Source organism: Hymenobacter crusticola (assembly GCF_002154225.1).
In the GTDB taxonomy this organism is placed as follows: Bacteria; Bacteroidota; Bacteroidia; order Cytophagales; family Hymenobacteraceae; genus Hymenobacter; species Hymenobacter crusticola.
The window spans coordinates 40,190-59,875 of the sequence record NZ_MTSE01000022.1; the positions used below are offsets into that span (position 1 = coordinate 40,190).

Consider the following 19,686-nt stretch of genomic DNA (forward strand, 5'->3'; position numbering starts at 1 on the left):
CTACCAACTACGACGCAAAAACCAACAGCCACTCCTCTCCATGAAAAAGATATCTCTCCTGTTTCTGACGGCGGCGGCCCTCACGTTTAGCAGCTGCGAAGAAGAACTCAACCAAGCGCCCATTTCCAGCGGCTCGGTACCCACGTTTTACCAGAGTGCGACGGACTTCAGCCAGGCGCTGAACGCAACCTACAGCGCGCTGCGCAACTTTCCGGACCGCGAGCTTACTTTATCCGAGACGCGCTCCGACAATATTTACGGCGTGAGCACTCAAGGCGTCCGACCCTGGGAGCCCATCAATAATTTTTCGACGACCATTGCTACCAGCGAGTTCGTCGATGAAGCCTGGAGCGCCAATTACTCGGGTATTTTCCGCGCCAACGTCCTACTGGATCAACTTGGCAAAAACGGCAACGTACTGGCCGCTGACGTGCGTAGCCGCATGGAGGGGGAGGCCAAGTTTTTACGGGCCTTTTTCTACTTCAACCTGGTCCAATATTTTGGTCGTGTGCCATTGGTCGATAAACCCCTAAGTCCGCAGGAGGTAGAGGCCATTAACCGTACGCCGGTAGAGGAGGTCTATACCCTCATCGTCGCCGACCTGCTGGATGCTGCTAGCACCCTTGCTCCCTCCTATACAGGAGCTGATGTGGGGCGGGCTACCAAGTGGGCCGCCAAGGGGATGCTAGCGCGGGTATACCTTACTCGCTCCGGCGCTACCTACGGCATTGATGGGCCTGGCCGCGGTACCAACGACTACGCGGCCGCGCTAGGGTTGCTCAACGAGATTATTGCTAGCGGTCAGTTTCAGTTTCTACCTAGCTACGCCGACATCTTCTCCTACACCAACGAAGCCAATAAGGAGGTACTCTTCGATATTCGCTATAGCAGCGGCGGTACGGGCCTAGGGGCTACCTACCCGTCTATTCTAGTCTCCAATAACTACTTCAACTCGGTTGTGCCGAACACATCCGGCTTCAGCACCGGTGACGAGTTGCGCCCCGCTTCCAACAACCTGCTTAGTACGTTCGCCACCGGTGATCTTCGCCGGAGCCAAGCGCTTCAGGTAGGCTTTACGGTAGCAGCCAGTGGCAGCACGCCCGCCGTCACGGACCCGCGCGCCGCGTTTAAAAAATACCTCGATGTAGCCCGCCGGGGTACTACCCGCGCCGACTGGTCCATCAACTTCATCGTGCTGCGTTACACCGACGTGCTGCTGATGAAGGCCGAGTGTATTCTCAAGGGCGGCGGTGGCACCCAGAGCGAGGTAAATGCCATCATGACCCAAGTGCGCCGCCGGGGAATAGCCACGGCACCGGCCGTAACCAGTACCACCTACGAGCAACTCATCGAAGAGCGCCGGCGCGAGTTTGTGGGCGAAGGCCTGCGCTGGCACGACCTCGTGCGCTCGGGCAATGCCGTGACTATTATGAACGCCTGGATACCCCAAGATGACGTAAGCAAGCGCATGCGCTCGTCCATTACAGCCAATGATTTGATTTACCCCGTGCCGCAGTCAGAGCTGAGTGCCTCGGGCTATGCTTACGAGCAGAATCCTGGCTATTGAGTCAGGGGGGTGCTTGGGCTCGACTACCGCTCGGCCGTTACGGCTGCGCGCTACTCCAGTACTTGCCCGTTATGGACCTAGACTGCCTATGCCAGCGCGTGGTCAGCCTAGGTCCACACCGCTTCTACTTGACAGTGGCATACGCTACTGAGGCAGTACTTAACTAACTGAGCGGTTGATTGCTTCCTTCTGATCTGTTTAGGCCGGCTCGTACCGGAAGGCTGCGTTTGATAACGGGTGTCCTGGCACTTTATCGCTCTAGCTGCTGGGTTTTGCTCTAGTATACCCTAGGTATCTATCTGCAGTGGGCCAGTAGCAAAGTAGTGTCTAATGCGATAGAAAGTTGAGGGCTAATCATCCGTTGCATGAACCAAGAAAAACAGGAAAGAGTAGTATACAGAACCTTGGTTATCAGTTGCATAGTGCTGATTCTTTGCGCAATGAGTCATGCGGTAGCGGCGCAGACTGACAGCCTCTCACTCCACTTCAAGCAGCCAACTGCCAGCGCCAAACCTATGATTTGGTGGTTCTGGGGGGAGAGTACCATCACCGAGCACGGAATTACCAAAGACTTGGAGGCCTTAAAAAGCGTGGGTTTCGGTGGAGTAGTACTGTATGAACAGGTATTCAAAGATGACCCTGACGCGCTAAAAAGTCTTTCGCCGGAATGGCTGAGCCGCGTGCGTTTTGCCGCCGCCGAATGCGCGCGCCTTGGTATGCGCCTGGAAATTAACAGCAGCAACGGCTACGTCGCCGGTGGCCCCTGGATTACCCCTGACCTAGGTATGCAGCGACTGGTTTCGAGCGAAACGACTATTGATGGCGGCCAGCCGGTAGCACTCCAACTGGAACAGCCCCCAACGAAGCTTAATTACTACAAAGACGTAGCGGTACTGGCATTTCCAGCATTAGTAGGCCACCGTTTACCTGTTCCGCTTATCACGAGTAGCCCGAAGCTAGACGACCTAGCCGCTATGTTCAACACCGCCGCTCCTGTTAGAGTCAGGGTGAAGCCGGCAGCGGGTGGCAGCCATACCTACATCAGCCTCGATTACGGCGCGCCAGTTACCATCCGAAGCATCACCTACGCGCTCCGGCCTTCCTCCAAGGCCTATATCATTGCTACCCAAGTCCCCGGCAATTGGAGCAAGGATTTCTACGGCGAAAACATGAAGCCTATCCTGCCCATTGGGGAGCTGGAAAGCAGCGAGGATAAGGGGCATTGGCAAAAAGTAAAGCGCTTGCCTGGCCGGGGCTACCAATTTGAAACCTGGGACCGGCAAACCCTAGCATTTAAGGCCGTGAAAGCGAGGTATTTTCGCTTGAATCTTCACGACTGGGGCTACAATGAGCGAGCGAAAGATGCCGATCTGCTTATCGGTAGCATTCGCTTGCAGGGGACAGCTAAAATCGACCAATGGGAAAAGAAAAGCGGAAACACGAACGACTTTCCCGACCCTGACCAAACACCTAGCTATCAAGCTGCTGAAGTCATTGACCCGCGTAAGATCGTGGACCTAACGCATTTGGTGGATGCGAGCGGTCAGCTGAAATGGACCGCGCCCGCTGGCCGGTGGACGATTATGCGGTTTGGGCATACCCCCACGGGCGTAAAAACCAAGCATGGTCGCCCCGAAGGGCTAGGCCTTGAATGTGATAAGCTAAGTGCCAAAGCGGCAACGGTGCAATTTGAGCAGTACGTCGGCACCATCCTGAAAGAGGTACAACGTGTACCAGGAGCGAAAGTGGCTGGCGTCAACATGGACAGCGCCGAGCACGGAACGCAGAACTGGACCGCAGAATTTGCTGAGCAATTCCGCAAGCTGTGCGGCTACGATTTACGCTCCTATCTGCCCACGATGGCAGGGTATGTAGTCGATACTCCTCAAGTCTCTGACCATTTTTTGTTTGACATCCGCCGGACTATCGCCACGCTGATGAGTAATCAGTACTACGGTACATTCCAGCAGCTTTGTAGCGCCCGGGGTATGACTTTTATGGCGCAAGCTCCGGGCAATGCGACTTGTATGCCTAGTGATAACATTCAAGCCAAAGGGCGCACCGACATCCCAATGGCCGAATTCTGGATGCCGGAAAAGGAAGGGAGTATCGACTGCAAAGAGGCAGCGAGTGCTGCCCATGTCTACGGCAAAAATATTGTTGCCGCCGAATCGTTCACGGGCAGCAAGGCCGATGTTACGCTGGCCCAGATGAAACCGCTGGCCGATGCGGCGCTGGTACAGGGTATCAATCGATTCGTGGTGCTAGCTTATATGCACCAGCCGTGGGACGACCGCAAACCGGGGGTAACGGAGGATCGTTTTTACTTGCCTTATCAGCGCCACAACACGTGGTGGAATGCGAGTTCCGGCTTTTGGAGCAGCCTGGCACGTTCCGCGCAGATGATGCAAACCGGAAAACCAGTGATTGATATTTTATATCACTTGGGCAATGATGCCCCGTTGAAAATCGCTACAGCCCGCATGCGGCCGGTACCACCAGCCGGCTACGATTATGATGTTTGTAGTGACGAAATATTGCTCAAAACCACCTGTCGGAACGGGCGCATCTATTTACCTAGCGGTATGAGTTACCAACTGCTGGTGCTGGCAGGAGGAAGGCAGCTGACATTAGCCAGTATGCGCCATGTAGCTGACCTGCTTCAACAGGGCGCAACTATTCTGGGCCAGTCTAAGGTGACTGGCTCCTCGTCACTTGGCGACGGCAAGACGGCTGACTTCCAGGTGCGAACCCTAGCGAATAAGTTATGGGGCAACAGCAATGCCGAGATGGGACAGACCACGCTTGGCTCTGGCAAGTTTATGTGGGGCGTATCCCCCGCCGAAGCACTGAAGCGCATCCAGGTACTCCCAGATTTTAAGGTGGTCTCCACCGCGCGCACAGACAGTGTTTTGTTCAGCCACCGCAAGGCTGGGCAGGATGAGATTTACCTGGTTGTCAATCACGCAGCTCAACCCCTAGTTTTTGATGGTGTTTTCCGTGTTGAACATGGAAAGCCTCAACTTTGGAATCCTGAAAACGGCTCTATTTTAGGCATAAAGCACAGTAGAGAGGAGAAAGGTCAAACAACCATTCCGATGCAATTGGAGCCGCACGAATCCGTGTTTGTCGTATTTCGAAACGAAACTATACCGCTAGTGGAGCCGTCCAGATTAGTTGAAGCCCTTCCGGTTTGGCAAGACCTTTCCACGGAATGGCATTTAACTTTCACACCGGGTTTAGGTGCCTCGAAGGAGATAGAGTTAAGCAGATTAACCTCTTGGACGGAAAATATTGACGCAGGCGTGCAGCACTATTCCGGCACAGCTACTTATAGCCGGGACTTTACAGTGACAAGCAGACCTACCGGTCGGGTTATACTCGACCTAGGCTCCGTAAAGGAAGTAGCTACCATCAAGATCAATGGTGTTACGTGTGCACCGATTTGGAAAAGGCCTTATGCGGTTGAGGTTACCGCCATGCTTAAACAGGGGGTTAATCACCTCGAAATAGCGGTGACCAACACGTGGGCGAATCGTTTGATTGGTGATGCCAGTCTACCCCCTGAAAAACGTGTTGCATGGGCAACTTTTAACCCGTACAACTCGGAAGCCCCGTTAGTCGATTCTGGATTATTAGGACCAGTAGTCTTGAAGACAGAATAAAATAGCAAAGTGATCCAAGGTAACAGGAGCAAAGAAGACGATTTTTCGTTTGCCATAAGTAGCGTAAAGAACAATGCGTCAGTCAGGAAACTATGCATGTATGATGGGGTTCTATAAGCAGAAATCTTCCTCTAACTTGAACAACTCATCTCTTACAAGATGGGGCGGTAAGGGCGGTGGAAATCGATTGAAAACGGTTCAGAAAACTTGCACAGCGATCTGAGTACAAACTTCTTCTCGCTTCGATAAGAAAGGTGTACTTCAACTGATGAATATCAGTGGTGTCCTTCGGTCGAGGGTAGGTGGCCAGGTTAGTTCTGTTGGTTGATCAGGTTCACGATCACGCGCACCATCGTATCCTTCTCCTCCGGCCGGCTTTCAGCAATCATCAGCGTCAGCGCTACCAGGGCATTATCGGCTAGGCGCCGGCTCCCATCACGGCGGTACAAACACTGATTCCGATCGAGAAAGTACACGAACAGAAAGGCGGCAATGCGTTTGTTGCCGTCGGAGAAGGAGTGGTTCTTGGTAACGAAGTAGAGTAAGTGCGCGGCTTTCTCCTCCACACTCGGGTACACCTCCTCGCCGCCGGCGGTCTGGTAGACGGCCGCCAAGGAAGAGCGAAACGAGTCGTCTTTCTCCCGCCCGAACAAGCCGCCTGCTTGGGTGCGTTGTCCTAGCTCCTGGACGAGTCGGCGAGCCTCCTCATAGTGGAGTTCGTATACCGCTTCCGGGGTGGTGCCCGTGAGCTGGAGTTGTTGGTGGTCATAGCGATCCAGCACCTCCAAGGCGTAGGCATAGTCGGTTAGCACGCGCAGAAGCCCAGCTGCTTGATCAGCACCGACCCCGGCCTCCTCGGTGGTGAGGCGACGCAGCAAGCGCAGGGCGCTGTGCAGTTCCTCTCGCTGCTGCTCACTCTGGCGTAGCCGCTGCTGATTGAGGGTGTAGCCTTGCAGCAAGTGTTCCCGCAGGATGCGCGTGGCCCAGATGCGAAACTGCGTCCCCTGCGCTGACTTGACGCGGTAGCCTACCGAGATGATCACGTCTAAATTGTAGTGCTCGACGTCACGCTCCACTTGTCGCTTGCCCTCTAGGCGAACGATCCGGAATTTCCGGATGGTTGCGGCTCGTTCCAATTCCCCTTCCCGGTAGAGATTGCCCAGGTGCTCCGAGATGGTGCGCAAGTCCTTGGCAAAGAGTTCGGCCATCTGCCGCTGCGTCAACCAGACCGTGTCGGTCTCCACCTGTACTTGCACCTGAGTCGAACCATCTGGTGCCGCATAAAAAAGAATCTCACTCATGCTGTATCACTTCTGCGCTAGGCAACCGGGACTGCCTAGCCGAGGGACCCGTCGCCAAAGGCCAAAACTACTAAATAACCGAGCGGCACGGCCGTTCGGGTTGTTTCGTCTATTGACTAACTAAGCATGTGGAGGCCACTAGCAGGAAGGCCTTATAAATGGAAAATATAGGGAGTCAATGTGTTCAACAAAAAGTGGTGGTTGTGGCAGAACTCGAAGGGGTACGTTTACCTAGTTCCGGTCGAGGAGCTTTCGTCCGTTTGCGCCGGGTACACCGCGCCACATTAGTCACGCTAGCGGCGGGAAGGTGTCAAAAACCCGTTGCAAGAGCTCTCTCTCCGACAGGCACATCGACCTGGTATACGTCCTAGCTAGAATCATCCAGCACGAGCAGGAGTGGTCCTAGCGAACTAGTCTGCTGATCTGGAAAAGCAACGGTTACCTGACCTGCTGTGGCTGCTTTCTCCATTCCCCTTTGAGGCCACTGGTTGGCGGGACGCTCCTAGTGTTCGACTACTTGGGAGCAGGGGCTATATCGCTGACGAAACATTGCCTCCAGGGAAGGCGCTTTGGCTGCCACTATTTCGTTCAACCTTAGTGCGTGTTCAGCGTCGAATTCGGAACTGAGCTATCCTGCCCCACCTAGTGGTACGGCTGGCCTTTGCTTTTGCAAAGCAGTGATTAGGTGTTGGTTGTCGAACGCCTGACTGCAAGTTAAACGGCTTCTGAAACAAACTACTAAAACTAATTAGTCCGCTGTTACGCGGCTTTCAGTCGGTAATCTTACTTCTCTCCTTTCTATCTTCGGCTACCCTGCGGTGTGCACATCAAGCTCTTACAAGTCTATCCCTTATCCCCCTATCCTTCTGCGTATGATTCGTTCATGCACACTACCGGGCGTGGTGCTCTTATGCCTGCTTCAGCTGCGCCTTGTTCCCGCTCGGGGCCAAGTGAAATGGCCGGTCGCGCAACTGCTGCCTTCCTTTCCCAAGCCGGCCAAAACGCAGGATCTGATCTATCTGCGTGAAGTGCCGGCCCGCTGGGAAGCCGAAGGCTCGGCGCTTGGGCACGGTACCGGGCGCCTGGAAGGCGACGGGTGGCGGTGCCAGCCGGGTAGGGACGAGCCCGAGCAGTATATGGTCTACGGCCCCCACGCCACCAGTGTGCCGGCCGGGCCCCAGGTAGCCGAGTTTCGCTTGCAGGTTGACCACAACACGGCCTATGACGATTCGATCGTGGACCTCGACGTGCGAAATGCCACCACGGGCCAAACGCTGGCCGTGCGCACGCTCACCCGGCGGCAATTTCCCGTCGCCTCCGACTACACCACCTTTACGCTGCCGTTTGCCCTGTCGGCGGCCAATCAAGCCCTGGAATTGCGTGTGTTTTGGCGCGGTAAGTCCTCCACGAAAGTCGACTGGGTCGGGCTGCAGCAAAACCAATCGGCTGCCGAAATGTACTTGTTTGCCTCGCTGAAAGGCCTCATCAACCGCAAACAGCCCCGCATCTTCTCCTACGAAGGCGACGCCTTCGCGGAAGGACCCTATACCTGGCTGGAGTCGTTGGGGTTGAGTTGGTCTGAACCCGCGGATAAGTGGAACCTGATCACCAAGTACCGGCGCGAGCTAGCTGGCCTGATCGTGTACGATCCGGCGCAGATTCATACCGTGAACCTGGCCACGCTATTAGCGAAGGATAAGAAGGCCCTGATTGCTTCGCCCGACCTTGTCTCCCGACTCACGGCGGCGCCCTACAACTTGCCAGTCTTGCTAGACTTGCGCGGCCAGTTTAACAGCAAGCTGCAGGTCTACCAGACCATCTACAACACGTATTGGCCGACGCTTAATCATCGACTGCTGATTGGGTTGAATCCCGAGGCCCACAAAGCCGCCTTACGCGAGTATGCCACCGCGCTCGGGGCCGCCGTGATCTGGCTCGACCCGCAAGTGGCTGGCGAGAGTGAACTGCTCAACCGCTTCTTGGCTGCCATGCCCGCCGGCGCGAACGTGATGGGGTGGTGGCCCGAGGAACAACCTGGTGTGGAGCGGGCCTCTCGCTACGGCCTAGCTACCATCGCCAGCGATTACGCCACCAACCTGACGCTGCATAGCGGGATGCCTCGGAAAATAAAGCGCAAGCCCATACCGCCAACGCCTACCCTCCAAAACAAGATCTATGTGGCTTTCATCCTAAGTGACGGCGACAACTTACAATACGTCGAACACCTGATGCGCAAGCTGTGGCAAAACCCCGACCGAGGAGCGGTACCCATGGGCTGGACGCTTTCCCCAGCCATGCTGGATGCCATGCCGGGTGCCCTGAACTACTACTGGCAAACGGCTACAGCCAATGATAACCTCGTTTCGGGCCCCTCGGGCTACGGGTATGCGTACCCCAATAGCTTTCCCAATCAGCAGGCGTTGAACCAGTTTGTGGCCAAAACCGAGGCCTACACTCAGCGGGCGGGCTTGCAGGTGGTCACGGTGTGGAACACGATCCGTGGAGGCATTAACGAGGCGGTCGGCCGGAGCTTCGCCGAGCACGCCCCCTCTTTGCTGGGGTTGACGGGCCAAAATACGGGCGGCGGGCTGACCATCTACCAGCAGCGGTTGCCGGGTATGGCGCTGTCCTGTAACTACTGCACCAGCGAACAAGCCATGAAAGAGCACATTGCCACGGCCTCGGCGGGGTGGGATGGCAATTCTCCCCGCTTCGTGCTGATCCAGGCGCAGCCTTGGACCAATGTGACCCCTACTACGTTCAAAAAGGTGGCCACCTCCCTCAACCCGGAGTATGTAGTAGTGCGGCCCGACCATCTTTTCCAATTGATCCGGCAAGCCAACGGCCTTACCCGGAACCCGGGCCGCAAATCCGCGGGGCACGCCCGGGTCGTGCGACCTCGTTGACCGAGCGCGCCTGGGCTCCGGGCTCTCTCATCCTTGCACGGCGCTACTAGCCAACACAGAATCCATAGGCTCAGCGGCCGCATGGTCCCCCACCCGCCCCAGGTGAGTGTCGTGAAAGCCAGTGGTGTACTTGAGCCCGTAGCCCAACAAGCGGTCCAAGGCGCTGTGGAACGAGAGCACCGTGCTCGCGAGCAGTAGTGTGGCTGCCCCAGCTATCAGCCACTCATGCCTACAGCTAGCCCAGAGCTTTGTGATAGGCTAGGTTGTAGCACAGGGCACCCACTCGTGGCCCAGCCAAGTAGCCTAGCGTGCTCACGTCCGGCAGCAAAAAGATAGCCGGCAGCACCCACCAAGCATAGGGCAGGTGCGTGAAGACGAACAGAACCAGTAGCAGTTGGGCAAGTTCTTCGAGTTAGAGCAGCTTTTTTACGGACCGTTGGGAAGGGAGGCGAACCAGAATACCCAGAGGTCCCGGTTCTGCCCTCTGCTAGACGATAAAAAAGCTAAGAAAACAGGGGATACTTCCGGCTCGTGGGCTATCGGTGTGGAGCACTCTTGGTCGGCCTTTGCTCGAATTCCCGCTCCGAACCCAGAAGTTACAGGCTAAGAATGCTCGCTCTTAGATTGCAACGAAAGTATGTGTGTCCTTGACAACCTAGCACCAGGAACTGCGACTTAGCGAAAGATTGACTTACACCTTGGCAAGACACATTATATACAACGTGTAGCCCAGTATTGCTAACAGTAACTTCTGCCAAGTACCCCGAATACTACAGCTCTAACAAGAAAACTTCATAAATAGTATTTTTCTGCATTTAAATATAATAAATACAACTAAATTATACTATTTAAATTTTAATTTGATTTTTCTAGTAAAAGCTCGGATAATCCTTACTTATCCGAGCCTTTCTACTTACCTTGTCGGCGACCAATTGGTTGCTAGCACTGCTTACCTATCGATTATACAAGGAGTAGATGAAGGAGCTAATCCGAACAACCCCACCAGAAGTCGGACCTGTACGAGCGTTCAACGACTATGCGCAGGAAACCGGCGAGTACTTGGCGGCTGGACTAGAAGGAGCCGCTAACACGCAGAAAGCTTACGCCGGCGACTGGCGACGCTTCACCGCCTGGTGCACCCAAGTGGGTAGGTCATCCTTACCCGCGGCACTGGAGACCTTGGCTGGGTTTGTCACGCACCTAGCGGCCGAGGGGAAGAAAGTTGCCACCATTCAACGCCATTGCGCAGCCATCGCCAAAGCCCACCAACTGCAGGATCATCCCAGCCCCACGGACGAGAAAAAATTCAAAGTGCTGCTCAAAGGCGTTAGTCGCAAAAAGGGGGTGCGGCAGAAGCAAGCGCCCGCCTTTACGCTAGCGCATTTCAAGCGCGTCGTGCAAAGCATCGACCTGAGTCGTCCCAAGGGCGTGCGCGATCGGGCTATTTTGTTGCTCGGCTTGGCCGGTGCTTTTCGGCGCGAGGAACTAGTGAGCCTCGACGTGGAGCACCTGCGCTTTGACGAGGATGGTTTGGTCATTGATGTGCAGCGCAGTAAAACCAATCAGATCGGCGAGCGGGACGAAAAAGCCGTGTTCTTCGCACCGGACCGGCGCACTTGTCCGGTGCGGGCAGTGAAAGACTGGCTTGACCTGCTCGCGGAAAACGGTCGCACGACGGGTCCGCTGTTCGTTTCCTTCTATAAGGGGCAGCGCCTGACGCGTCAGCGGCTGAGCACAGACCGCGTGAACCTAGTCGTACAGGAGTACCTAGGCCCGGAATACACGGCCCACTCCTTGCGTGCCTCCTTTGTTACCATCACTAAACTCGCGGGTTCCGATGACGCTAAAATTATGAACCAGACTAAGCACAAGACCACGGCTATGATCCGTCGCTACACCCGCCTGGATAACATCCGCCAGCATAATGCGGCTCAGGATTTGGGTCTATAATGCTCCGGAGAAGAGCTGTTCTGTCTTGTTCTTGAGAAACAGCTTCTTCTTGTAAACGTGCTATACAATTCCTGTGGCAAAAGCTAAGCTGCTTACCGGGGTATGAGGAATGGATTTTTTGGCTCGGTCCATAGCAACCGCTTCTTTGGCGAAGCGGTGCTCCGCGTGAAGGTAGAAGCACTTTGGACGCGTTCCACAACAGCATCTGCCGTCGCTATCGTCTCTAGAGCTAAACGAAATACATCCACAGTCGATGAGGTATCTATCGTCTGAATGCTGCTTTTGTACGCAGTCCAGCGTAGCGTGCGCTACGCCGCATACCTAGCAGTTTCCCGCTTAATGTAGATTGTGGTTGCACTATAGGCCTGGCCTCTGGCTTTACTGCCTCGGTATCTGTGTGCCAGAGCGCTAGGTAGGTGGCTAATCGTATTAAGCTTTCCTGCTTTACCTCCTCTACTTTCTCATTGACGATGTCTAAAACAGGACGGCACCTCGTAGCGGTTGTCTCCCACTGCTGCGCTGTGAGCTCTGGTAGCGTGCACTCATCACTTATTGAACATACTTTCTAGCTTGGATCTATAGCTGTGGGGCAACTTGGGAATAAGGAATAAGAACAGAGCTCATTTGATTATAATGACAACAGTTTTCCTGGTAATTAGATGATTTCATATTAATACACCATACCAATCTTCTGGCAGGATAGTATAAGTGCAGAAATTAAGGGCGTATGCGCCCTTAATTTCTGCAGGCCTCCGCGGCAGTTTACCACGTGAAGAATCTCAATGGTTTATAAGCATTCGCCAATCGGCTGCGCTCCTTGTGCAAGCAGAGAAGCTATTCATAGCAGCAATTAGCAGATATTGCCAGTGAGAGCAGTCGACAATTAAGCAAATTGAGCTAGCACAATTAGCTCCTACATTGGACCTATTAATATCCATCAGTCGTGCCTTAAACTTAGAGGTACGAGACTTAATAGATGATCCGGCCATTACTAATACCAATTCAGATGCAAGCAGATAAGTAAATTCAGATCAAAAGCTCCTTTGCAAGACCTGTCTAACATAATGAATATCAATTCTCTATCAGTGCATTAGTGCGCAGAAAGAACCCTCTCCCCTACTATGTCAAAAAGCAATAAATTGTAGGTACTGGCAACCTGCCTGAATGATAATATCTGCTCTTGCGGTAGCTCACTCGCATTAAAGACGAGTATCTATCCAACAACTACTCAACACTCTGCTATAATATATGAGTATGTAATACATGCTAAGTATGTAATACATACACAGTATACATTACATACAATATATGTTCATACAATACATGTACATACAGTATACACGAAACAGTTATGTATTGCGTCTAAGAGATAGTAATAGGCAATGCTATATAGAACAGAATGTACACGACGCCTAGTAGGCTGTAATCGCCTGCACACTAGTGAACCATCACCACGAAAATTTAGGCTCGGCTACTGTAAAGGCGATTTTGAGGTTATACGTGCCTAGGCAGCGGTAGCAGTTGAGCAGGCAAAGGTGCTCTCGACCACTCAGCAATCACACAGTGCAGCTCAGGTTTTCTAGTTTGTGGGCTTGGTTACCAGCACGAGTTGGCACCCGGACAGAGCCATTCCCGCTACTAGTGGACCACTATATTCCAAGTTAGCTTATACCACCTGCAAGCCAAGTTGGCGGTGCCCTGCTTCTACCAACACCGGGTCCACGCCGCACTAGTCTAGTTTGCTGGCCGGCTGCACCTGCACGACAAATCTTACACCGAGTGTATCGATAAGCAGGTGGCGCTTGGCGTCGTAGCTCCTTCTTACCTGCCCATACGGCTTGTCGACGATACCAACATTGGGCTCTGGTGACTTGTCTGCACGTTGACATATGAGCGTAATACTTCGCTTCGTGCATTTTGCTTCGTAGAGCTGTTGTCGCGCTAGCGCCGGAAACTGGTACACACCTCACACATTGCTCATGCCGATCAGCGACGAGGACATCCAGCACGCCCGCTAGGTGCTATAGGTAGTACGGCCTACACCTGCTCCTAGGGCACATCGCTAAAATAAGCACCGAGTTTCGTTCGTACCGTACCCAGCAATTGTGCTGATAGCCAGTATTGCATACGAGATATGCTTTACACGCAATGTATGTAGTACATACATTGCGTGTAAAGCATATCTCGTATGCAATACTGGTTAGGTATGTATTAAATACATTGTGTACTATTGTGCTAGAAATAACTAACGTTAACGTCCATGAAGACGATATGCTTTGCTAACCACAAAGGAGGCGTAGGTAAGACCACATCCACGCTAAATGTAGGGCAGGTGCTAGCTAGCCGCGGCTCACGTGTGCTATTAATTGACAGCGATTCTCAAACAAACCTATCTATGGCGTTTGACCGACAAAGCACACGTCATTTAGGCGAACTGTTAGAGAGTGATGGGAAAACTCCGCTGACTGACCTGATGGAAAGAGTAGGGGAGGGGTTACAGCTCGTGGCGGCCTCACCGCGTTTGCAGATGGTGGAGAAACTCATGGCGGGCAGTTCTGGGTTAGAGTTTGTGCTGCGGGAAGGATTGGAGTCGGTGGAAGATCAATTTGATTATTGTTTAATCGACACTCCACCTTCCCTTGGAGGAATTACTTATTCGGCTTTGATTGCGGCCGACGCTGTATTTGTTCCTATGCAACCTGAGTACTTTGGCTATAATGGGTTGACTTCCCTACTACAAGCATGCGTGCGTGTGCGCAAGCATTACAACTCTAAGCTCAAAGTTGGCGGCATCTTTTTTACAAAGTACTCGCCCACCTATCGCTCTTCTATGCACCACCAATACGTGGGGCTCGTGCATCAGGACGAGCAGCTCGCTCCTTTAGTGATGGAAGTGAGTATCCGCCAGAACACCAAACTTGGAGAAGCGCAAGCCATGCATGAATCGATGTTAGCTTATGCGCCTGAAAGCAATGGCGCCTTGGACTATATTTCTTTAACCGACGAAATCCTGACCCGACTATGAGCACTCCCAAGCGCGATTTCACAGCAAAGACGGCCCGCCCTTTCCTCGATCCCAGTGCGCTCTACGGCATGGATGAAGTTCCTACTCAATCCTCTTCCACGCCTGACTCTGTGCCTGCTACACTAGTAACAAAATCTGCGGAGGAAGCTGGGCAAGAATGGGTGCAATTCAGCACGTATTTGCACCGCAATACCTATCTACGGCTTAAGCAGGCTGAGTATTGGGAACCTGGTTTTGTAGCACGGCAGCAGATTGAGCAAGTTGTTAGTGCTCTATTAGATTCGCTAGAAGGCGCCAACCGTCCTTTACCAGAAGACCAACTACAAAAACTGCTACAAAAGAACAAGAAACTTAAGCCATAAAAGGCACAAAAAGGCACTAAAAACCGCATTTTTGAAGCAAAAATAAACCTTTTTGGACTATGTAGACCTCATTGATCTGCTACAAAAAAGACGTTTTTAAAAACGCAACTAGTCTTTTTTTTTATTACTATCCTTATAGAAGTATTATAGGAGCGCTAACTACTTAAAAACCAGAGCGCCCAGAGGGCCATCTGCTACAAAAAAGACGTTTGGTGCTACAAAAAAGACGTGGATCTGCTACAAAAAGGACGTGGATCTGCTACACAATAGCCGTTAACCATTCGTATCTGCTACAAAAAAGACGTTTAGCCCATCATGGAAGCCAACTCCGATAAACGGGTCGCCCAGCATAATGCCCTGATCAATGCTCGATTTAGCTTCGTACCGTTGCAGATGCGACTGTTTGTAGCTTTGCTCTCACGTATTGACTTCGACGACGTAGACTTCAAAGAGCACTTTATTCCTCTAGAAGAACTCGTTTTTGAGCGACGCGGAGGATCGGCCTATGAGCAGATAGACGAGATGTGCAAAGGCTTGGCATCCTTTACTCTCTACATTGAAGAGTTGGAAGAAAAGACGCGCAAACGCCGTCGCAAACCGAGTTACACTTATATTCCACTAATGGCTGAAGCCGGTTACCGAGCTGATCTAGGCGGGGTAATAGCTAGCTTCAACCCGAAGATTATGCCTTACCTGCTACAGTTGCGAGAGAGTGGTAACTTCACTACGGCCGATATCCAGCAGGTTCTTAAGTTAAAAAGTCCCCAGTCACTACGCATTTATTGGCTGCTGAAAGAATACGCGGATTTTGGGAAGCGCACGATGAGCGTAGAGGACTTAAGGTTTGTGTTAGGGATAGAAGAGCACGAGTATCCCCGGTTTTCGAATTTCAAAGCCCGAGTACTAGATAAAGCCCAAGATGAAATTGCCAACACGGATATTCCTTTCACCTATGAGCTAGAGCGGGAGGGGAAAACCGTCGCTAGGATCAAGTTCTTATTTCAGCAATTGGCTGCATCTGCTACAAAAAAGACGTTGCCAGGCGCCACAGAATGGGCGAATGCTTTGCTCCAAATTGGGGTCAGCCAGCGTAGCATTACTGCGATTGCTCACCAGCTAGAACAAGGAGAATACGAAGTAGGCTACATTGCGTATGTAGTCAGAATTGTAGAAAGTCAGTTTCAGAAAGGTAAGATCAAAAAGCCCGCAGGAGCTATTTACAAGGCATTAGTAGAGAAGTACCTCTTGGAAGATTACAACGTTTCGCTAAATACCCGGCAGAGCTCGAAAAAGAAGCTAATACTCCCTAGTGAGAGGAAGCCCACAATTGCATTTTGCTTACGTGAAGTGCAGGAAATGTATGACAACCCCGGTCCATACGCCCGTCGACAAGAGAGAGCTACAACTTTTGAAGAACACTTACAGCAAGTGTATTTGAACGAGGGATTTATACTAGAGCACCGCGGAGAGGAGCAGTGGCTAGTAAAACACTCGTAGAAAAAATGAAGGCAAGGGCGCTTAATCACTGTTAGCCTAGGATACCTTCGATTGTGCGAACCTAGATGAGTTTGTCACTTGTGCCATTGTTAGCATGAGATGACAAGAGAGTCTTCCTGCCACTGCCTGACTACTACTTCTGGCCGCTGCGCTTTCTAGCAGCTTGCAGGCGATACTGCCCAACAGGACGACTAACAGCAGGATATCGTCACACTTTGGGAGGGCATAGCGTCCGGTTCTCTGAGAAACAGGCAACCAAGAGAAAGGATACCCGCTCGTCTGGCTAGGTGCGTTGGTTGTAGAGAAGTACGAACCCTTGTATTTTCACCGGGCCGGTCAAGCAACAGTGGAGGCGCTACTGCTGAGCTTATAGTGATTATCAAAAGAACATTTGTGGAGATACCAGCAAAACGCACTCAGGTACAGTAGTTGTAATTTACTGCAAGTTTTTGCCCCATTCTAACGGGAATCCCCGGTTCGTCTCAGTTACGGCCTGCTCGCTAGGTATACTTTCTTTTATCTAACTAGCAGTGACTTGCGTTCTTTCAAGCGCGCCTAGGACGGCGGTAGTAGTCGGCCCAGTTCAAGCCTAGAGCATATGTGTGTCATGCTGTTGCCAACCCTGAGTCTATTAGCTACTTCCAGCGGTTGAAAAACTGGTCGAAGGCTTCCCGATAGCCTTCGCTCACGGGCAGCGTCTGGCCGCGTAGCTGCACCGTGCCGCGCGCGACTGCCTGTACGTGTCCCAGGCCCACAATGTAGGAGCGGTGAATGCGCAGGAAGTGGCGCGACGGCAGCTTTTCTCCCAGGCGGCGCAGGCTGGTAAGTACTAACAGGGGCCGGGCTGCGCTGGCCAGGTGCACTTTCACGTAGTCCTTCAGGCCTTCCACGTACACGATGTCGGCCAAGGTCACCCGCACGAGCTGGTACTCGACTTTTAGGTAAATGTGGTCCTCCTCAGGCGCGGCGGGCGGCACCGGGGCCGGAGCAGCGCCCCCGGCCAGCAACGCGAAATAGGCGCGAGCCTTCAGGGCAGCGCGCAAAAACTCCTCGTAGCCGAAGGGCTTGAGCAGGTAGTCGAGCGCATCCACTTTGTAGCCCTCAAGGGCGTAGTGGTTGAAGGCGGTGGTAAAGATGACGCGTGGACCATTTTGCAGAACGCGAGCTAACTCCAGGCCGCTCAAGCCTGGCATCTTAATGTCGAGGAACAGCAACTCAATGGCGGGCTGCGCATGTACGGCCTGCAGGGCGGCTACGGCGCTGTCATGCTGGCCCACGAGTTCCAGAAACGGGGTTTGCTCAATAAAAGCGCATACCATACCCAAGGCCAGCGGCTCATCATCGACGGCCAGGCAACGGATGCGGGGCGGGGCTACAGCATCAGCAACAGACATATTTCATATTCATGGTGGTCGTTAGCGGGCGTTACAGTCAAGCGATACGCACCGGGGTAGAGCAAATCAAGGCGCCGCCGCGTGTTGGCCAAGCCTATGCCACCCGACTCCTCGGCGTCAACCTCTTCTACCGGCGGATCCGGAAACAGCGTGTTGCACACCCGCAACTCCACCGTATGGGCCGTAGGTTGGCGCAGCTCGATGACAATTCTACTGGGCGCCGTGGCGCTGACGCCGTGCTTGAAGGCGTTTTCCACGAAGGGCTGAAACAGCATGGGTGCAATGAGCACCTCCGCCGCTGGAGCGTCTGGCGCCGTGAAGATAAGCTGTACACGCTTGGCCAGCCGCAGCTGCATGAGCTCAACGTAATCACGCAGAAAGCTGATTTCCTGGCCGAGCGGAACCTGGTCGGTGGGCGCGCCATAGAGCACGTGGCGCAACATGCGCGAGAGCCGCTGCAAGGAGCGCCGGGCTTGTTCGCCGTCAAGCAGCGTGAGCGCATAGATGTTATTGAGCGTATTGAAGAGGAAGTGGGGGTTAATTTGGGCTTTGAGCATTCCTAGCTCTGCCGCCAGCTTCTCCTGTTCCAGCACGCTGCGTGCCAGCGCGTCGCGCTGCCCACGCTGCACGGCAGCCACGCTGGTGCCCAGCCCCAACACGAGCAGCGTAGAAAAGAGTACCGCAGGGTTGACGCCATCAGTAGGCCCCCGGCTTGGTACCCTGGAGCCAGGCCAGGGGCCTGGTCCCGGTGCTCTTCGAGGGGGGGCGTCACGAATTCCACCTAGGCTTGGCCCACCGGGCCGCGGCGCGGCCAACAGGCGCTGGCCAGTCCTGTGTGCGAAGACGACGGCCGCAACAATGCCGAGCAGAAACAGCAGGTACGCTACGAGCCGCCGCCGGTAGAGCAGGTGTGGCACAGCCCAGTCCGCGTTAACGTAAAATGCGGCCAGCGAGAGGACGAACAGGCCTGCCTGCAGCAGGAAGTACCGCGCCGTGGACAAGCCCATGGTGGGCTGCGTGAACACGGTTACGCCCAGCAGAACCCAAATCACCGCGTGCAGCAGGCCCGTCTGGGCGCGACGGGAAGAAAGAAAGGTCATCCAGTTGGCAGTAGTAGGTAAGGGAAATCGCCCGGGCTGGTAGCCGGCCGTAAGCAGCCCCAAGTTGCTTAAAATTCGGTCCTGCATGACTCCGGTTTCCATTCTTTTGATCACGGAGGTACCCCGCTGCTTACTATCCAACGCGACCCGGCGGCTGGCATTACCGTGCCGGTTAGCTACTCAGCGTGGCCAGCGCCAGGGTGACAACCACGGCATTATTACTTAACGCTTCCAACTCCACACTTGGGGTATTCCACAGCGCCAGGCCATCGCCGGCGTGCAGCAGCCGACCGGCTACTTCAAAGGCGCCTGCCAGCACGAAAGCGAAGCAATGGGCGTTTGCCGGTAATGCGCAAGAGGTTTCTGCCCGGCCTACAAAACGGCCCATTTGCACCCGGAATGATAGTTCTGGCGCCAGCTGCTCAACGGGCGACCCGGAAGATAAGGGGGTAGCCACGACAAGCTGATTGGGCTGGCTTTCTAAATCGAAGGCGAACTTCCGAGGGGGAGCCAGCGTCCCGACTGGCGCCAGCAGCCAGATATGCAAAAAGCTAATCAGCTCTGTTTCGTAAGGGTTGGTAAACTGCACGGTGCCGCCGGCTTCTACGCGGAGCAGGTACAGTTCTTCCACCTCCACCAAGGCGGGCGATCCTAGCGCTACACCTGCCCACACCGCCCCCGTAATGGGCAGCACCAGCACGTGGGCGGCCACGGGCACCGGCAACGAAACCGTGTGCCGGCCGACAAGCGTTTCTTCGTTGAGGGCGAGCAGGCGTCCAAACGGCTGCTTATGCTCGTGCACGTAAGCCCCGAATTGGAAGGTGCAGATACGCCGAAACTCGGCTGTTTCCAGCCTCCCACGCTGGTAGGCCAAGAAGAGTTTACCGGGAGAGAGCGGCGCCATAAGCGGGAAGGGATG

General features: G+C 53.8%; 13 protein-coding genes. 7 read left to right on the plus strand and 6 right to left on the minus strand.

Annotated features, from left to right (window positions below; all coding sequences use genetic code 11):
* The first annotated feature begins 40 nt into the window (after nucleotides 1-40).
* On the plus strand, nucleotides 41-1,567 hold the full coding sequence (locus tag BXP70_RS24030) for a RagB/SusD family nutrient uptake outer membrane protein (protein ID WP_086596672.1): 1,527 nt from the start codon (nucleotides 41-43) through the stop codon (nucleotides 1,565-1,567).
* A 440-nt stretch (nucleotides 1,568-2,007) separates the two neighbouring features.
* Nucleotides 2,008-5,232 (plus strand): glycosyl hydrolase, encoded by a 3,225-nt coding sequence (locus tag BXP70_RS24035; RefSeq protein ID WP_179197808.1) that lies wholly within the window; start codon nucleotides 2,008-2,010, stop codon nucleotides 5,230-5,232.
* Nucleotides 5,233-5,543: 311 nt separating this feature from the next.
* Here the strand turns inward: BXP70_RS24035 and rhuM are convergent, their stop codons facing one another.
* On the minus strand, nucleotides 5,544-6,533 hold the full coding sequence (gene rhuM, locus BXP70_RS24040; protein WP_086596674.1) for a virulence protein RhuM/Fic/DOC family protein: 990 nt from the start codon (nucleotides 6,531-6,533) through the stop codon (nucleotides 5,544-5,546).
* Nucleotides 6,534-7,405: 872 nt separating this feature from the next.
* On the opposite strand from rhuM, the gene BXP70_RS24045 reads away from it, so the two are divergent.
* Nucleotides 7,406-9,439 (plus strand): GxGYxYP domain-containing protein, encoded by a 2,034-nt coding sequence (locus BXP70_RS24045; protein WP_086596675.1) that lies wholly within the window; start codon nucleotides 7,406-7,408, stop codon nucleotides 9,437-9,439.
* A 27-nt stretch (nucleotides 9,440-9,466) separates the two neighbouring features.
* Here BXP70_RS24045 and BXP70_RS30850 read toward each other — a convergent pair whose 3' ends face one another.
* Together BXP70_RS30850 and BXP70_RS31100 are read right to left on the minus strand one after the other, a co-directional pair.
* Nucleotides 9,467-9,619 carry a DUF4260 family protein gene (locus BXP70_RS30850; RefSeq protein WP_218779856.1) on the minus strand — a complete coding sequence of 51 codons (153 nt, stop codon included), beginning with the start codon at nucleotides 9,617-9,619 and terminating at the stop codon, nucleotides 9,467-9,469.
* A gap of 55 nt (nucleotides 9,620-9,674) precedes the next feature.
* Nucleotides 9,675-9,833 (minus strand): DUF4260 family protein, encoded by a 159-nt coding sequence (locus BXP70_RS31100; protein WP_218779859.1) that lies wholly within the window; start codon nucleotides 9,831-9,833, stop codon nucleotides 9,675-9,677.
* 581 nt (nucleotides 9,834-10,414) lie between these two features.
* Here BXP70_RS31100 and BXP70_RS24060 point away from each other — a divergent pair.
* The 4 genes from BXP70_RS24060 to BXP70_RS24075 all read left to right on the plus strand — a co-directional run bounded on the left by BXP70_RS24060 (nucleotide 10,415) and on the right by BXP70_RS24075 (nucleotide 16,273).
* The gene (locus BXP70_RS24060) at nucleotides 10,415-11,389 is read left to right on the plus strand and encodes a site-specific integrase (RefSeq protein WP_086596677.1); all 975 of its coding nucleotides are present in this window, start codon (nucleotides 10,415-10,417) and stop codon (nucleotides 11,387-11,389) included.
* A gap of 2,260 nt (nucleotides 11,390-13,649) precedes the next feature.
* Nucleotides 13,650-14,414: a ParA family protein gene (locus BXP70_RS24065; protein WP_086596678.1), complete on the plus strand. Its 765-nt coding sequence runs from the start codon at nucleotides 13,650-13,652 to the stop codon at nucleotides 14,412-14,414.
* 68 nt (nucleotides 14,415-14,482) lie between these two features.
* Nucleotides 14,483-14,776 (plus strand): hypothetical protein, encoded by a 294-nt coding sequence (locus tag BXP70_RS24070; protein ID WP_179197809.1) that lies wholly within the window; start codon nucleotides 14,483-14,485, stop codon nucleotides 14,774-14,776.
* Nucleotides 14,777-15,091: 315 nt separating this feature from the next.
* Nucleotides 15,092-16,273: a replication initiation protein gene (locus tag BXP70_RS24075; protein ID WP_086596680.1), complete on the plus strand. Its 1,182-nt coding sequence runs from the start codon at nucleotides 15,092-15,094 to the stop codon at nucleotides 16,271-16,273.
* Nucleotides 16,274-16,908: 635 nt separating this feature from the next.
* Here the strand turns inward: BXP70_RS24075 and BXP70_RS24080 are convergent.
* The 3 genes from BXP70_RS24080 to BXP70_RS24090 all read right to left on the minus strand — a co-directional run bounded on the left by BXP70_RS24080 (nucleotide 16,909) and on the right by BXP70_RS24090 (nucleotide 19,671).
* The gene (locus BXP70_RS24080; protein ID WP_086596681.1) at nucleotides 16,909-17,667 is read right to left on the minus strand and encodes a LytR/AlgR family response regulator transcription factor; all 759 of its coding nucleotides are present in this window, start codon (nucleotides 17,665-17,667) and stop codon (nucleotides 16,909-16,911) included.
* A complete protein-coding gene (locus BXP70_RS24085) occupies nucleotides 17,646-18,869 on the minus strand; it encodes a sensor histidine kinase (protein ID WP_086596682.1) in 1,224 nt (407 codons plus the stop codon). The genes BXP70_RS24080 and BXP70_RS24085 overlap by 22 nt, the downstream gene beginning before the upstream one ends.
* A 70-nt stretch (nucleotides 18,870-18,939) precedes the next feature.
* The gene (locus BXP70_RS24090) at nucleotides 18,940-19,671 is read right to left on the minus strand and encodes a pirin family protein (protein WP_086596683.1); all 732 of its coding nucleotides are present in this window, start codon (nucleotides 19,669-19,671) and stop codon (nucleotides 18,940-18,942) included.
* Between the last annotated feature and the right edge of the window lie 15 nt (nucleotides 19,672-19,686).

Bases quoted from the DNA above. Each gene is read 5' to 3' on its own strand.
- BXP70_RS24060 (WP_086596677.1), top strand. From the start codon at position 10,415: ATGAAGGAGCTAATCCGAACAACCCCACCAGAAGTCGGACCTGTACGA.
- BXP70_RS24045 (WP_086596675.1), top strand. From the start codon at position 7,406: ATGATTCGTTCATGCACACTACCGGGCGTGGTGCTCTTATGCCTGCTT.
- BXP70_RS24065 (WP_086596678.1), top strand. From the start codon at position 13,650: ATGAAGACGATATGCTTTGCTAACCACAAAGGAGGCGTAGGTAAGACC.
- BXP70_RS24080 (WP_086596681.1), bottom strand. From the start codon at position 17,667: ATGTCTGTTGCTGATGCTGTAGCCCCGCCCCGCATCCGTTGCCTGGCC.
- BXP70_RS24070 (WP_179197809.1), top strand. From the start codon at position 14,483: ATGGATGAAGTTCCTACTCAATCCTCTTCCACGCCTGACTCTGTGCCT.
- BXP70_RS24035 (WP_179197808.1), top strand. From the start codon at position 2,008: ATGAGTCATGCGGTAGCGGCGCAGACTGACAGCCTCTCACTCCACTTC.
- BXP70_RS24030 (WP_086596672.1), top strand. From the start codon at position 41: ATGAAAAAGATATCTCTCCTGTTTCTGACGGCGGCGGCCCTCACGTTT.
- rhuM (WP_086596674.1), bottom strand. From the start codon at position 6,533: ATGAGTGAGATTCTTTTTTATGCGGCACCAGATGGTTCGACTCAGGTG.
- BXP70_RS24075 (WP_086596680.1), top strand. From the start codon at position 15,092: ATGGAAGCCAACTCCGATAAACGGGTCGCCCAGCATAATGCCCTGATC.
- BXP70_RS24090 (WP_086596683.1), bottom strand. From the start codon at position 19,671: ATGGCGCCGCTCTCTCCCGGTAAACTCTTCTTGGCCTACCAGCGTGGG.
- BXP70_RS24085 (WP_086596682.1), bottom strand. From the start codon at position 18,869: ATGGAAACCGGAGTCATGCAGGACCGAATTTTAAGCAACTTGGGGCTG.